General features: G+C 66.0%; 12 protein-coding genes. 3 read left to right on the top strand and 9 right to left on the bottom strand.

Features of this window, described 5'->3' with window-relative positions:
• Positions 1-9 precede the first annotated feature (9 nt).
• From C722_RS0122145 to C722_RS0122115, 7 genes are all read right to left on the bottom strand, one after another.
• On the bottom strand, positions 10-561 hold the full coding sequence (locus tag C722_RS0122145; protein ID WP_017642600.1) for an ATP-dependent Clp protease proteolytic subunit: 552 nt from the start codon (positions 559-561) through the stop codon (positions 10-12).
• 149 nt (positions 562-710) lie between these two features.
• A complete protein-coding gene (locus C722_RS0122140) occupies positions 711-1,511 on the bottom strand; it encodes a universal stress protein (protein ID WP_017642599.1) in 801 nt (266 codons plus the stop codon).
• A gap of 137 nt (positions 1,512-1,648) precedes the next feature.
• Positions 1,649-2,800: an acyl-CoA dehydrogenase family protein gene (locus C722_RS0122135; protein WP_017642598.1), complete on the bottom strand. Its 1,152-nt coding sequence runs from the start codon at positions 2,798-2,800 to the stop codon at positions 1,649-1,651.
• Between the two features lie 11 nt (positions 2,801-2,811).
• A complete protein-coding gene (locus C722_RS0122130; RefSeq protein ID WP_017642597.1) occupies positions 2,812-3,864 on the bottom strand; it encodes an enoyl-CoA hydratase/isomerase family protein in 1,053 nt (350 codons plus the stop codon).
• Positions 3,861-4,757, bottom strand: a complete 897-nt coding sequence (mmsB, locus tag C722_RS0122125) for a 3-hydroxyisobutyrate dehydrogenase (protein ID WP_017642596.1) — start codon at positions 4,755-4,757, stop codon at positions 3,861-3,863. The genes C722_RS0122130 and mmsB overlap by 4 nt, the downstream gene beginning before the upstream one ends.
• A 13-nt stretch (positions 4,758-4,770) precedes the next feature.
• Positions 4,771-6,285, bottom strand: coding sequence for a CoA-acylating methylmalonate-semialdehyde dehydrogenase (locus C722_RS0122120; RefSeq protein ID WP_017642595.1), 1,515 nt, complete (start codon positions 6,283-6,285; stop codon positions 4,771-4,773).
• The gene (locus C722_RS0122115; RefSeq protein ID WP_017642594.1) at positions 6,282-8,015 is read right to left on the bottom strand and encodes an AMP-binding protein; all 1,734 of its coding nucleotides are present in this window, start codon (positions 8,013-8,015) and stop codon (positions 6,282-6,284) included. The genes C722_RS0122120 and C722_RS0122115 overlap by 4 nt, the downstream gene beginning before the upstream one ends.
• A 208-nt stretch (positions 8,016-8,223) precedes the next feature.
• Here C722_RS0122115 and C722_RS0122110 point away from each other — a divergent pair, with 208 nt between their 5' ends.
• On the top strand, positions 8,224-9,180 hold the full coding sequence (locus tag C722_RS0122110; protein WP_017642593.1) for a LysR family transcriptional regulator: 957 nt from the start codon (positions 8,224-8,226) through the stop codon (positions 9,178-9,180).
• 98 nt (positions 9,181-9,278) lie between these two features.
• Positions 9,279-9,725 carry a hypothetical protein gene (locus C722_RS0122105; protein WP_173148240.1) on the top strand — a complete coding sequence of 149 codons (447 nt, stop codon included), beginning with the start codon at positions 9,279-9,281 and terminating at the stop codon, positions 9,723-9,725.
• 29 nt (positions 9,726-9,754) lie between these two features.
• On the opposite strand, the gene C722_RS0122100 is transcribed toward C722_RS0122105, so the two are convergent.
• Entirely contained in the window at positions 9,755-10,705 is a 951-nt protein-coding gene (locus tag C722_RS0122100) for a 2-hydroxyacid dehydrogenase (RefSeq protein WP_017642591.1), read from the bottom strand.
• 54 nt (positions 10,706-10,759) lie between these two features.
• Complete coding sequence (locus tag C722_RS0122095) at positions 10,760-12,067, bottom strand: Nramp family divalent metal transporter (protein WP_017642590.1); 1,308 nt, start codon at positions 12,065-12,067, stop codon at positions 10,760-10,762.
• 281 nt (positions 12,068-12,348) lie between these two features.
• On the opposite strand from C722_RS0122095, the gene tig reads away from it, so the two are divergent.
• Positions 12,349-13,659 carry a trigger factor gene (gene tig / locus C722_RS0122090; RefSeq protein ID WP_026084027.1) on the top strand — a complete coding sequence of 437 codons (1,311 nt, stop codon included), beginning with the start codon at positions 12,349-12,351 and terminating at the stop codon, positions 13,657-13,659.
• Positions 13,660-13,685: the final 26 nt, after the last annotated feature.

Below are 13,685 nucleotides of genomic sequence, written 5' to 3'. Positions count from 1 at the left end.
GTTGCCTGATCAAAGATGGATGAAGGTGGTGACCTCTCCCGGTTGCACCCGGCATTCATCCACGGCATGGATCACCCCGGTGGTCAGGGCCGCTTCCGGACTCAGCAGCCGGGCGTTGGCCTTGAGGCAGCTGTAGATGTCCAGGGCCTCTGCGGCACCGGCGGTGCGCTCAGCGACGATGCGGGCATAGAGGTCGAGGTCGTAGTCCAGGCACATGGCGTATTCGGCCATGCGTGCGTGGTCCACCGAGTTGTTCAGATTCCAGTAGAAGGAATGATAGAGGAACTTGCTGTGGCGACTGGCGGTACGCTGCTCACCGGCGAGAAAAAGGATGTTGCCCATGGATTCGACGGTACCCAGGTTGTGGGTGTGTACCGGTACCGGCAGGGACAGGAGGAAGTTGTACATCGTGAAGCCGTAGCTGCAATCGCCGCCCATGGTGGCGATCTTGAGCAGGATGCGCGAGGCGTCCTGCTGGACCGCCTGAGAGCACTGGGCGATCAGCTGGCCGCAACTGGTGGAATTGATGGGACCGGTGAAATGGATGACATGGGTGCTCATGGGGCCTACCGACGCGCCGGGGAGCCCGGCGGAAGGCGGGCTCTATAGGAGTTGCTTCGGCGACTTTGGGCCGGGCTTGAGTGCTGGCGTCGGCTGGCCGACGAAGCGCGTCCCAGACGGATGGGCTGCGCCTGAGCGCAGCCGCGAGATTAGCGCAGCAGCAGCATCGGCACTTCGGTCTTGTGCAGCAACTGGGTGGTGCGACTGCCGCGCAGGAAGCGCCAGACCGAAGAGTGGCTGTAGGCACCCATGATCAGCAGATCCGCCCGGCGTTCGTCGAGGTGGCGGGGGACGATGCGCTCCACGTCACCATGGGCGACGGTGGTGTCCACCCGGCAACCGGCGCTGCGCAGCAGCAGGGCCAGGTCCTCCAGGCGCTTGCGCAGGATCGGATCGTCTTCGCCGACCCGCAGCAGGGTGCCGCTCATGCCGGCCAGCAGCGGACTGCGCGCCAGCGCCAGGATGCCCTGGTGAGTGGCTTCCCGGCCGTCATAGGCGATGGTGAATTGCCGTGGCGGCTTGAATGGCCCCGAGCAGATCAGGATCGGCCGGTGCACGGCGCGTACCACGGCTTCCAGCTGGCTGCCGATGCCGCTGTCCCCTGAGCGCTCGCCGCGCTTGCCGATCACCAGCAGGCGGGTGTCGGCTTCCAGGGTCTTGAGGGTATCCACCAGGCCCTCGGGCCGCCGCAGGATCTGTGGGGCGGAGGTCAGGCCCTGCTGCAGCAGGCGCTGACGGGCATTGAGCAGCAGCGCCTTGGCCATCCCGGCACCGACATCATCGTCCAGATAGACCGGGGCGCCGTTGGCGACCTTCTTGCCGCTGCTGGCCGATTCCTGCACGTGCAGCAGGGTGACGGGTGCATCCAGCCGCCGCGACAACCAGGCGGTGTGGTCGCAGACGCTTTCGGCGTGGGGGGATCCATCGATGCAGGCGAGCAGGGAGGCCATAACGGTATTCCTTGACGAGACCGGGACCAGACACGATCCCTGTCAGGAGCGTAGCACCCGCCCAGCGCCTGCTGATGACGCCTGGATGTCATCTTCGGCTTTTGCTGGGCAGGTCACGGCCGTCATCCCGGACGCCCTCACATTTCGTAGCGATCGAGTTCCCGGGTGATCAGCAAACGCTGAATTTCACTGGAGCCTTCGTAGATCTGGGTGATGCGGATATCGCGGTAGTACTGCTCCACCGGATAGTCCTCCAGGTAGCCATAGCCGCCATGGATCTGGATGGCCTTGGAGCACACCCATTCGCCCGTCTCGGTGGCGAACAGCTTGGCCTGGGAGGCCTCACTGAGGCAGGGCTGGCCCGCCGTGCGCAGTCGCGCCGCATGCAGGATCAGCAGCCGCGCGGCATTGAGCCGTGTGTGCATGTCGGCCAGCATGTTGGCGATGCTCTGGTGCTGGATGATGGCCTTGTCGAACTGGATACGTTCGCGGGCGTAGCCCAGCGCCGCCTCGAAGGCCGCGCGAGCGATGCCCAGGGCCTGGGCGGCGATGCCGATGCGCCCGCCTTCCAGGTTGGACAGGGCGATAGCCAGCCCCTTGCCGCGCTCGCCCAGCAGGTTGGCCGCCGGGATCCGGCAGTTGTCCAGGGTGACCGCGCAGGTGTCGGAGGCGCGCAGGCCCATCTTGTGTTCGGTGCGCTCGACGCGAAAACCGGGAGTGTCGGTGGGTACCAGAAAGGCCGACAGGCCCTTCTTGCCCAGCTCCGGATCGGTTACCGCGAAGACGATGGCCAGGCCGGCGCGGCGCCCGTTGCTGACGAACTGCTTGCTGCCATTGAGCACCCAGCTGTCGCCGTCGAGGACCGCGCGGGTGCGCAGATTGTGCGCCTCGGAGCCGGCCTGGGGTTCGGTCAGACAGAAGCAGCCGATGACCTTGCCGGCGGCCAGGTCGGGCAACCAGTGATCCTGCTGCGCGGCGCTGCCGTAGCGCAGCAGTGGGCCGCAACCCACCGAGCTGTGGATGCTCATCAGGGCGCCGAGGCTGCCGTCGCCGGCGGAGATCTCTTCCACGGCCAGGGCATAGGCGACGTAGTCCATATAGGTGCCGCCCCATTGCTCGGGCACCACCATGCCCAGCAGGCCCAGCTCGCCCAGTTGGGCGACCACGGCGTCGTCGATCCACTCGGCCTTTTCCCAGGCCCGGGCGTGGGGCGCGACCTCGCGGCGGGCGAAGTCACGCGCCATGTCGCGGATCATGCGTTGTTCTTCGGTGAGTTCGATGTCGTGCATGGAAGCCTTCCTCAGGAATGGCGAAAATCGGTGAAAAAGGCCGCGACGCGGCGTGGATCCAAATCCTGCCAGCGAGCCGGATTCCAGTGCGGCGTGCGGTCCTTGTCCACCAGCATGGCGCGCACCCCCTCGATGATCTCGCCCTTTTCGAACCAGCGACGATCCAGGTGCAGCTCCAGCGCGAAACACTGCTCCAGCGACAGCCCGCTGCCTTGACGCAGTAATTCCAGGGCGGTGGCGACCGCCAGTGGCGAGCGGGCGTCCAGGGTGGACAGGGTCTCCTGGGCCCAGTCGCGATAGGCGGAGCAGCTTTCCGCCTGCAGGCTGCCGCGCAACTCTTCCACGGTCGCCGCGGCGAAGTGTTCGGCGATGGCGGGGCGCAGGTCGGTCAGACGCGCCGACTCGGCCGGCGCCGTGGCGAACTCCTGCAGCAGGGCGGCCAGATCGGTCGGCCCCTGGGCAGTGGCCGCCTCCAGCCGTTGGAGGAGGTCGTCGGTCGTCGCTTCGGCAATGAAGACATCGGCCAGGCCGGCGGCCAGGGCATCGGCCGGACCGATCTGCACGCCGGTCAGGCCGAGATAGAGGCCCAGCTGATCCGGCAGGCGTGGCAGGAAGTGGCTGGCGCCGACATCGGGGAAGTAGCCGATGGCGGTTTCCGGCATGGCCATGCGGGTGCGCTCGCTGACGATCCGCAGGCGCGCCGCCTGCACCAGGCCCATGCCGCCGCCCAGGACTAGGCCGTGGGCCAGCGCCAGCACCGGCTTGGGATAGCGGTGCAGCGCCAGGTCCAGGGCGTATTCCTCGGTAAAGAAGGTCAGGTGCAGGTCGTCGCCACGCTGGTAGCTGTCGTAGAGCGCACGGACATCGCCGCCGGCGCAGAAGGCCTTGGGGCCGTTGCCGCGCAGCACGATCACCCGTACGCCGGGGTCCTGTTCCCAGTCGCGCAGGGCTCCGTGCAGCGCGCGCACCATCTCCAGGTCCAGGGCATTGAGCCCGGTCGGGCGATCGAGGGTCAGATAGCCGACCCCGCCACGTCTTTCCAGCAGTACCTTGGCGTCGCTCATGCACCGTCCTCGTCCAGGTAGTCCTGGATGATGGCTGAGAAATCCAGGCCGCCGCCACCCGCGCGGCTGAATCTCTGATAGAGCTGCTGCGCGACCGCCCCAAGGATCACCGGCTGGCGCACGGCACGCGCCGCCTCGGTGGCCAGGCCCAGGTCCTTGAGCATGAGCTCGGCGGCGAAGCCGCCCTGGTAGCCGCGCGAGGCCGGCGCCTGGGGCAGTACGTCCGGATAGGGGTTGTTGACCTCCGAACTCCAGCAGCGCCCGCTGCTGGTATTGATCACCCCGGCCAGGGTCTTGGCGTCCATGCCCAGGCGGGTACCCAGGGCCATGGCCTCGGCCACCCCGATCATGGAGATGCCCAGCAACAGGTTGTTGGCGACCTTGGCCACCTGGCCGTTGCCACTGGCGCCGCAGTGCACCAGGTTGCGACCCATGGCGGCCAGCAGCGGCTGGGCACGCTGGAAGCCCGCCTCGCTGCCGCCGACCATGAAGGTCAGGGTGCCGGCCGCGGCGCCGCCGGTGCCGCCGGAGACCGGGGCGTCCAGCACTTCCAGGCCACGTTCGGCGGCGGCGCTGGCCACCGCCCGGGCGCTGAGCGGATCGATGGTGGAGGAATCGATCAGCAGGGTGCCCGGGCGGGCCCGGGCGATCAGCCCGTCTTCACCGAGATAGACCGTCTTTACATGGGCGGCCGCGGGCAGCATGGTGATGATCACTTCCGCGCCACTTTCCGCCACGGCGGTGGGCGAGGCGGCAACCTCGGCCCCTTCGGCGCGCAGCGCTTCCAGCGCGGCGGTGGAGAGGTCGAAGACGGTCAGCTGATGGCCGGCCTTGAGCAGGTTGCGGGCCATGGGCGCGCCCATGTTGCCTAGTCCCAGAAATCCCAGATGCATGCTGGCGTCTCCCTTACTTGAGGGTGATGGTGGTGTTGACGACCCCGGCGCTGCCGACGTCCTGCTCGTCGGGCCAGCGCGTGGTGATGGTCTTGGTCTGGGTATAGAAGAGCACCGCCTGCTTGCCGTAGGGCCCCAGGTCACCCAGTTTGGAGGCGCGCGAACCGCTGAAGGAGAACAGCGGCACCGGTACCGGAATGGGCACGTTGATGCCGACCTGGCCGACGTCGATGTCTTCCTGGAAGCGCCGTGCCGCGGCGCCGGAGCGCGTGAAGAGGGCAACGCCGTTGCCGTTGGGGTTGGCGTTGATCAGGGCGATGGCCTCGTCGAGGGTGGCGGCGTGCATCACGCAGAGCACCGGTCCGAACAGTTCTTCGCGGTACAGGGTCATGTCGGTGGTCACCCCGGAAAACAGCGTCGGGCCGACGAAGTTGCCCTTCTCGTAGCGCTCAACCTGGATGTTGCGGCCGTCCAGCTCCAGGGTCGCGCCTTCGCTCAGCCCGCGCTCGATCAGGCCGCTGACCCGGTCCAGGGCCTGGCAGGAGATCAGCGGGCCGACATCGGTGCCGTGCTCGTGACCCGCACCCACCTTGAGGCTGCGCGCCTTGGCCACCAGGTCCGGCACCCAGCTGTTGGCTTCACCCACCAGCACCACCACCGAGACCGCCATGCAGCGCTGACCCGCCGCGCCGAAGGCGGCGCCCACCAGGTTGGCCAGGGTCTGTTCGCGGGGCGCATCGGGCATCACCACCGCATGGTTCTTGGCGCCCATCATGCACTGCACGCGCTTGCCGGCTTCGCTGGCGCGGCGATAGACATGGGTGCCGACGCGGGTCGAGCCGACAAAGGACAGCGCCTTGATATCCGGGTGATCGCAGAGGGCGTCCACCACCGCCGGTCCGCCATGGACCACGTTGAGCACCCCGGGCGGTACCCCGGCTTCCAGCGCCAGCTCGGCCAGGCGCATGGTCACCAGCGGATCCTGCTCCGAGGGCTTGAGGACGAAGGTATTGCCGCAGGCGATGGCCATGGGAAACATCCACAGCGGAATCATCGCCGGGAAGTTGAAGGGGGTGATGCCGGCGCAGACGCCCAGGGGTTGCAGCAGCGTATAGGTGTCCACCCCGCTGGCGACGTTGTTGGCCAGTTCGCCCAGTTGCAGATTGCCGATGGCCGCGGCGTGCTCCACTACCTCCAGGCCGCGGAAGACATCGCCCTCGGCGTCGGCCAGGGTCTTGCCCTGCTCGGCGGTGAGCAGGGCGGCCAGTTCGCTCATGTGTTCGCGGATCAGCTGCTGGTAGCGCAGGAAGATGCGTGCCCGGGCGCCGATGGGCGTCTTGCGCCAGGTGGCGAAGGCGGCCTTGGCACTGGCCACGGCGCGCTGTACCTCCTCAGTGGTGGCGAAGGGCACCCGCGCCAGCACCTCCTGGGTGGCCGGGTTGATCACTTCGCGGCCTTCGCGGCTGGTGGAGGTGACGAATTGGCCGTCGATCAGCAGCGGCACGTCTTTGATGGCGGTCTGGGTCATGACAGGGATTCCTGGGCGGTGGCAACGGAGGCCGGGGCAGGGTGGTTGGCGAAGTCTTCTTCGGCATAGTCGTGGAGGTCGGCTGTGCCAGCCGCGCGGCGCTGTGCCTCGCCCAGGCGCAGCTCGATGCGGCGGATCTTGCCCGACAGCGTCTTGGGCAGTTCGCCGACGAATTGCAGGCGGCGTACTCGCTTGTAGGGGGACAGGCAGCCACGGGCGAAGCCGAGCAGCTCCTGCGCGAGTTCAGGCGAAGGCGCGTGGCCGGCGGCCAGGATGACGAAGGCCTTGGGTACATTGAGGCGCAAGGGGTCGGGGCTCGGCACCACGGCCACTTCCATCACGGCCGGGTGCTCGATCAGGGCGCTTTCCAGTTCGAAGGGGCTGATGCGGTAGTCCGCCGACTTGAAGACGTCATCGGCGCGCCCGACGAAGGTGATGTAGCCCTCGGCATCACGCACCGCGGTATCGCCGGTGCGGTAGTGGCCGTCCCGCATCACCTCGGCGGTTTTCTCCGGACTGTCCTCGTAGCCCAGCATCAACCCGGCGGGGCGCGGCTGCAGCGACAGGGCCACCTCGCCGTCGTTGCCCGGCTGGCCATCGGCATCCAGCAACTCGACGTGGCACCCGGGCAGCGGACGACCCATGGAGCCCGGCTTGAGCGGCTGGCCCGGGGTATTGCCTACCAGGGCGGTGGTCTCCGACTGGCCGAAACCATCTCTCAGGGTTAGTCCCCAGGCCGCCTGCAGGCTGTCGATGATCTCCGGATTGAGCGGCTCGCCGGCGCCGACCAGCTCCCGCAGCTGCAGCCGCTCGCGATAGGCGGCAAGGTCCTCCTGGATCAGCATGCGCCACACCGTGGGCGGCGCGCAGAGACTGGTGACGGGATAGCGCGCCAGCACCTCCAGCAGCGCCTGGGGCTTGAAGCGCGGCACGTCATGGATGAACACGCAGGCACCGGCATTCCAGGGGGCGAAGACGCAACTCCAGGCATGCTTGGCCCAGCCGGGGGAGGAGATGTTGAGGTGTACGTCGCCTGGCTGCAGGCCGATCCAGTAGAGGGTCGACAGGTGCCCGACTGGATAGCTGCTGTGGCTGTGCAGGACCAGCTTGGGTCGCGAGGTGGTCCCCGAGGTGAAATAGAGCAGCAGCGGATCCGTGGCGAGGGTAGGGCCGTCCGGCAGGAAGTCGCTGGCGCAGGCGCCCGGTGCATAGGGCTGCCAACCGGCCACCGGCGACCCGACGCAGATCCGGGTAAGGCCCGGATCCAGACTGGCGCAACGCTCCGTATGGGCACTGCCCACCACTAGGTGGGCGATGCGCCCGCGCTGCACCCGATCCTGCAGATCGGCATCACTGAGCAAGGTAGTGGCGGGCACCACCACGGCGCCCAGCTTGAAAGCACCGAGCAGCGTCTCCCACAGCGCCACCTCGTTGCCCAGCATCACCAGGATGCGTTCGCCGCGCCGCACGCCCTGGGCCCGCAGGAAGTTGGCGGTGCGATTCGAGGCCTGGCGCAGCTCGGCGAAGCTGTAGCGCTCTTCACGACCTTCGGCGTCGAGTCGCCACAGTGCCGGACCGGCATGCTCCTCGGCCAGGCGATCGAAATGATCCAGTGCCCAGTTGAAGTGTTCCAGTTCCGGCCAGCGAAAATCGCGGACGGCAGTGGCGTAGTCGGTGCGATGGTGCAGCAGGAAGTCGCGCGCTTCACGGAAGGCGTCGCCGGCGGTCATGGGCGATACCCCGCGGCCTGCAGGAGCGGGAAGGAAGGGCAGCGTCCGGCCTGGCGCCGGGATGGGGCCTGAGGGTGGGTCATGGTTGCCTGCTCTTTATTGTTGTTGGGTAGCAGCGGGTCGCGCCGTCACCACTCGTGACGCGCCCTGGTAAGCAGTATAGTTCCGGCAAAAGTCTCTTGGCTTCCGACAAAAACGCCCGACCGACATGCAAAAATCCAATAACCCGGCAGCGCGTCTCGACTGGGACGATCTCAGATTCTTCCTCGAAGTCGCCCGCACCCAGAAGGCCAGCGCCGCGGCGCGGCGGTTGGGGGTCGATTACACCACCGTCTCGAGGCGTATCTCGGCCCTGGAAAAGGCGCTCGGTGCCCTGCTGTTCGAGAAGTCGCGCAGCACCGGCTTCAGCCTCACCATGGAAGGGCAGCGGCTGCTGGTGCACGCCGAAACCCTGGAAAGCACCCTGCAGACCGCCTGCGAGCAGATCTCCGATACCCGTCTGGCGCCTTCCGGCCAGGTGCGCATCGGTGCTACCGAAGGCTTCGGCAGCTACTTCGTCGCGCCTCAGCTGAGCTTCTTCCAGGATCGCTATCCGGGGATCACCCTCGATGTGCTACCGGTCCCGCACTTCGTCAACCTGTCGCGCCGCGAAGCCGACATCGCCATCACCCTGGAACGCCCCGAGCGCGGACCCTATGTCTGCCGCAAGCTGTGCGACTATCGCCTGCGACTCTATGCCACCGCCGAATACCTGGCCCGCCACCCGCCCATCGCGCAGCTCGCGGATCTGCACCGTCATAGGTTCATCACCTACGTCGACGATCTCGCCTTCAGCCCCGAGCTGCTCTATCTGGAGCGCATCCTGCCGGAGGCCAGCAGCGGCCTGCGCAGTACCAGCGTGATTGCCCAGTATCAGGCCGCCCTGTGCGGACACGCCCTGGCCATCCTGCCGTGCTTTGTCGCCGAGCCGGATCCGCGCCTGATGGCGCTCCTGCCGGAACAGATCCAGATCACCCGGCAATTCTGGCTCTACTACCGCGAAGACTTGCGCCGCCTGCGCCGCATCACCCTGGTGACCGACTACCTGCGCGCCTGCACCGACGCCAATCGCGACTTCCTGCTCGGCGAAACCCGCGCGCCGGTGCTGGGCTGGCCGGCAACCTGAGGCCCGGCGCCGATCGCTGCGGCACCCCGGGACCCGGCCGGGGTCTCAGAGCTGTCGGTCGTCCTTCGACGGCCTCCAGTGAACAGATGGGAACGGCAATGGAACGATATCAGGCATTGAGTCAGGCGCTGAGCAAGTCAGCCGAGCGGGAAGAAGCCTACTGGCAGGAGCTGGAGCGCCGCCTGCATGAATTGCCGGAGTGCTTCACCCGCTACCTGGGGCTCACTCCCGCGGATCAGGTCGATGCCGGGCTGGGCCTGGAAAAGCGCGTCGATGGCAACATCGTCCGCGAACTGGAAGTCTATGCGCGCTACGACCTCACGGTGATCGTCGATGACCTGGCCGGCACGCCCCAGACCTTCGCCATCGGGCTGTCCTTCTTCTATACCAACGATCACTTCGTGCTGAAGGAGCGCGACGGCGAATTCTCCGTTGCCCTCGAACCCCAGGACGATCCCGACCGATTCTGGGACGAAGGCTGCCGCGAGATCTACGATTCGCTGGCACGGCGGATCCGCAGCAAGACCCTGCCCGCCATCGAGTAGGAAAGGGCGGCCGCGCGGGCCGCCGCTTTTCAGACGGGAGTGACCAGGGTGCCGTCGGTGAAATAGCGCTCCACATTGGCCAGCACCAGGTCAGCCATGGCCTGGCGCGTCTCGTGGGTGCCGCTGCCGAGATGCGGGGTGAGGACCACGTTGTCCAGCGTCAGCAACGCCGTGGGCACCTCGGGTTCCTCGGCGAAGACATCCAGCCCGGCGCCGCCCAGGGCGCCGCTCTGCAGGGCCGCCACCAGGGCCGGCTCATCGACCACACTGCCGCGAGCGATGTTGATGAGATAGCCACGCGGTCCCAGGGCCGCGAGGATCCGCGCGTCGATCAGCCCATCGGTGGCGGGACCACCGGGCAGCGACAGCACCAGGAAGTCCGCTGCCTCCGCCAGGGATTCGAGATCGGCATGATAGCGATAGGGTACGTCCGGTTGCCGATGGCGACCGTGGTAGGCCACTTCCATGCCAAAAGCCTCCACCCGTCGGGCGATGCCTTTGCCGATGTTACCCAGACCGACAATGCCGCAGGTCTTGCCCGCCAGGCGCGAGGTCAGGGGAAACTTGCCCTGGCGCCAGTCGCCGCGGCGCACGAAACGATCCGCCGCACTGATGCCCCGCGCTACATCGATCAGCAGGGCGAAGGCGGTGTCGGCGACGCAGTCGTCCAGGACACCCGGAGTGTTGCTCACGAGCACGCCTCTGTCGCGCGCCGCGGCGATGTCGATGCTGTCGTAGCCCACGCCGAAACTGAACACCGCCGCCAGGGCGGGCAGGGCGCTCATCAGTTCGCGGGTCGCACCGTGCACGCCTGAGGTCACCACGGCCACCACGTCCTGGCCGCGTGCCGCGAGCAGTTCGGACTGATCGGGTGCTTCCCAAAGTCGTAGCACCTCATAACGGGTCTCTAGCGCGTCCTGCAGCGCAGGCAGCAGCGGACCCACCTGCAGCAACAGCGGACGTTGGTTCTGTTCAGCCATTTCTAGACTCCTTGAAAGAGAAGGGGCGGCGAACCGCCCCTTGAAGCGGTGGGCTCAGCCCAGCAATTGCAGGCCCAGCTGGATCGCGACCCAGATCGCCAACAGGGTGGCGAAACCCAGGGCCAGGTTCTCGAACCAGTTGTTGCGGTACTCGTCGCCCAGCAGCGACTTCTGGTTGGACATGATCAGCAGGCCCAGGGAGATCACCGGCAGGCCGACGATGTTCAAGGCATTCACGCCGATGGTCAGGGTCACGAAGTCGGGCATGCCCGGCAGCGACCACACCAGCGGCGTCACCAGGATGAAGAGCAGGAACCACTTGTGCGCCGGGTCCTTGTGAAAGGTCTTGCCATAGCGCTCGCGCCGTTCCGGACGGATGTGCTGCAGGGCATCGGTGATCAGCATGGGGAAGGCGGTGGTCTTGCCCACCACGCTGGCGAACAGGGTGGCGAAGACGCCGGTGAAGAAAATCAACCAGCCGCCCGAGCCGAAGAACAGCTCCAGCGCCGAGCCCAGGTCGTTCAGGGTGTTCACCTGCAGGCCGTTGGGTCTGAGGATTTCCACGCCGACGACCCAGATGGCCAGGTTGATGATGATGCCAACCACCACGGCGAACAGCAGATCGTTGCGCTGGATGCGCTTGTGCTCCGGGCCGGTCCAGCCCTTTTCCTTCATCACATAGGGATGCACGAAGTTGGCGATGGAACCGGCCACGGCGCCAATGACCGACACGGCCACAAGCAGAGCCCCATGCACGCCTTCGTCCGGCGGAATGCTGAAGCCGATGGTGCCGCGCAGGATGCCGCCCAGGTCCGGGCCCGACATCACCGCCAGGGTGATGAAGGCCAGGGTCATGACCGCCAGCAGCACCTTCATCACGCCTTCGATCAGGGCATAGAAGTTCCGTCCCACCAGCAGCCAGACGGCGATCACCACCGCCACCGAACAAAGCAGCGGATAGTCGACATGGAGAAGGGTGGCCAGGGCCTCGCCAGCGCCCTTGAGCATGTAGGCGTTGGTCAGGTGCCCCATGACGAGCGCGTACCCGAGCATGAACCAGGCGAACACCGGGTGCAGCTGGGCATAGCCTTCGAGGATCGACATGCCCTTGTTATTGCACAGCTGGAAGCGCGCGATGATGTTGACGATGAGAAAGCGCAGCAGCAGGGACACCGCCAGCACCCACATCATGGCGTAGCCATAGTTGGCGCCAGCCACCGAAGAGGTGATGAGGTCGCCAGCGCCCAGCCAGGACAGCACCGCGATGATGCCGGGGCCCAGCAGCTTCGCCAGGCGGCGCAGGCCGGAGCCTTGCTCCTTGGCCAGAGGTACGGATTTTTCGACGGAACCGGATCGCTCCATTAGGGCGGTTCTCCTAACGATTGTTGTTGTTGTGAAGGGGCCGGAATTGGCCTTTTCGTTAGCTTGCCCTTTCAGGGTTTAGCACTACATACGACGTCGTACAACTAAAGGCGGGCAACAAAATGTTGCTTTCGTCGGGTCAGGCCAGACGCCCTTCGTTGATTGCCGTACGTACCGCTGGATCAAGCCAGGTGACTTCGCTTGAGACTGTCTCTAGAATGGTCGCCCTTGATTCTGGGGGGTCGGAAAGCCGGCCTGTTCTTGTGCCACGAGGAATATCCATGCAAGTTTCCGTTGAAAACACCTCTGCTCTCGAGCGTCGCATGACCATTGGCGTGCCGGCCGAGCGTATTGAAACCGAAGTGAACAAGCGTCTGCAGCAGACTGCACGGCGTGCCAAGGTTCCCGGTTTCCGCCCGGGCAAGGTACCCATGAGCGTCATCCGCCAGCGCTACGAAGCCTCGGCTCGTCAGGAAGCCTTGGGTGATCTCATTCAGGAAACCTTCTACGAAGCCGTCGTCGAGCAGAAGCTCAACCCGGCCGGCGCACCCGCCGTCGAACCCAAGGTGTTCGAAAAGGGCAAGGACCTGGAATACGTCGCCACCTTCGAAGTCTTCCCCGAGTTCGAAGTCAAGGGCCTGGACGGCATCGAGATCGAGCGCCAGGACGCAAGCGTCGAAGACGCCGACATCGACAAGATGCTCGACGTGCTGCGCAAGCAGGGTACCCGTTACGAAGCCGTTGACCGCGCTGCCGCCAACGACGACCAGGTCACCATCGACTTCGTCGGCACCCAGGATGGCGAAGCCTTCTCCGGTGGCTCCGCCGAGAACACCAAGCTGGTGCTGGGTTCGGGTCGCATGATCCCCGGTTTCGAAGACGGTCTGGTCGGTGCCAAGGCCGGTGACGAGCGTGTGCTCGACCTGACCTTCCCCGAGGACTACCAGAACCTGGATCTGGCCGGCAAGGCCGCCCAGTTCAAGGTCACCGTCAAGGAAGTGGCCGCACCCGAGCTGCCCGAGCTGAACGAAGCCTTCTTCAAGCAGTTCGGCGTGGAAGAGACCACTGTCGAAGGGTTCCGCGCCGAAGTGCGCAAGAACATGGACCGCGAGCTGCGCCAGGCGCTCAAGACCAAGGTCAAGAACCAGGTCATGGACGGTCTGCTGGCTGCCAACCAGATCGACGTACCGGCTGCCCTGATCAGCAACGAAGTGGATCGCCTGCGCGTTCAGGCCGTCCAGCAGTTCGGCGGCAACATCCAGCCCGAGCAACTGCCGGCCGAGCTGTTCAGCGAGCAGGCCAAGCGCCGCGTGCTGCTGGGCCTGATCATCGCCGAGATGGTCAAGCAGTTCGAGCTCAAGCCCGATGACGCCCGCGTTCGCGAGCTGATCGAAGAGATGGCTGCGGCCTATCAGGAGCCCGAGCAGGTAGTGAAGTGGTACTACCAGAACGAGCAGCAGCTGAACGAAGTGCGTTCGGTTGTACTGGAAGAACAAGTCGTGGATACTGTCCTCAAGCAGGCAAAAGTCACCGACAAGCAGGTCTCCTACGAGGACGCGGTCAAACCGGCCGAGGCTCCCCAAGCAGCCTGATCTGCCTCCAGTTGCTAGTTCACCTA

The organism is Pseudomonas sp. 313, assembly GCF_000316965.1.
GTDB classification, from domain to species: Bacteria; Pseudomonadota; Gammaproteobacteria; order Pseudomonadales; family Pseudomonadaceae; genus Chryseomonas; species Chryseomonas benzopyrenica.
Note: the sequence above shows the minus strand (reverse complement) of the source record. Positions and strands in the feature narration are given on the sequence as shown.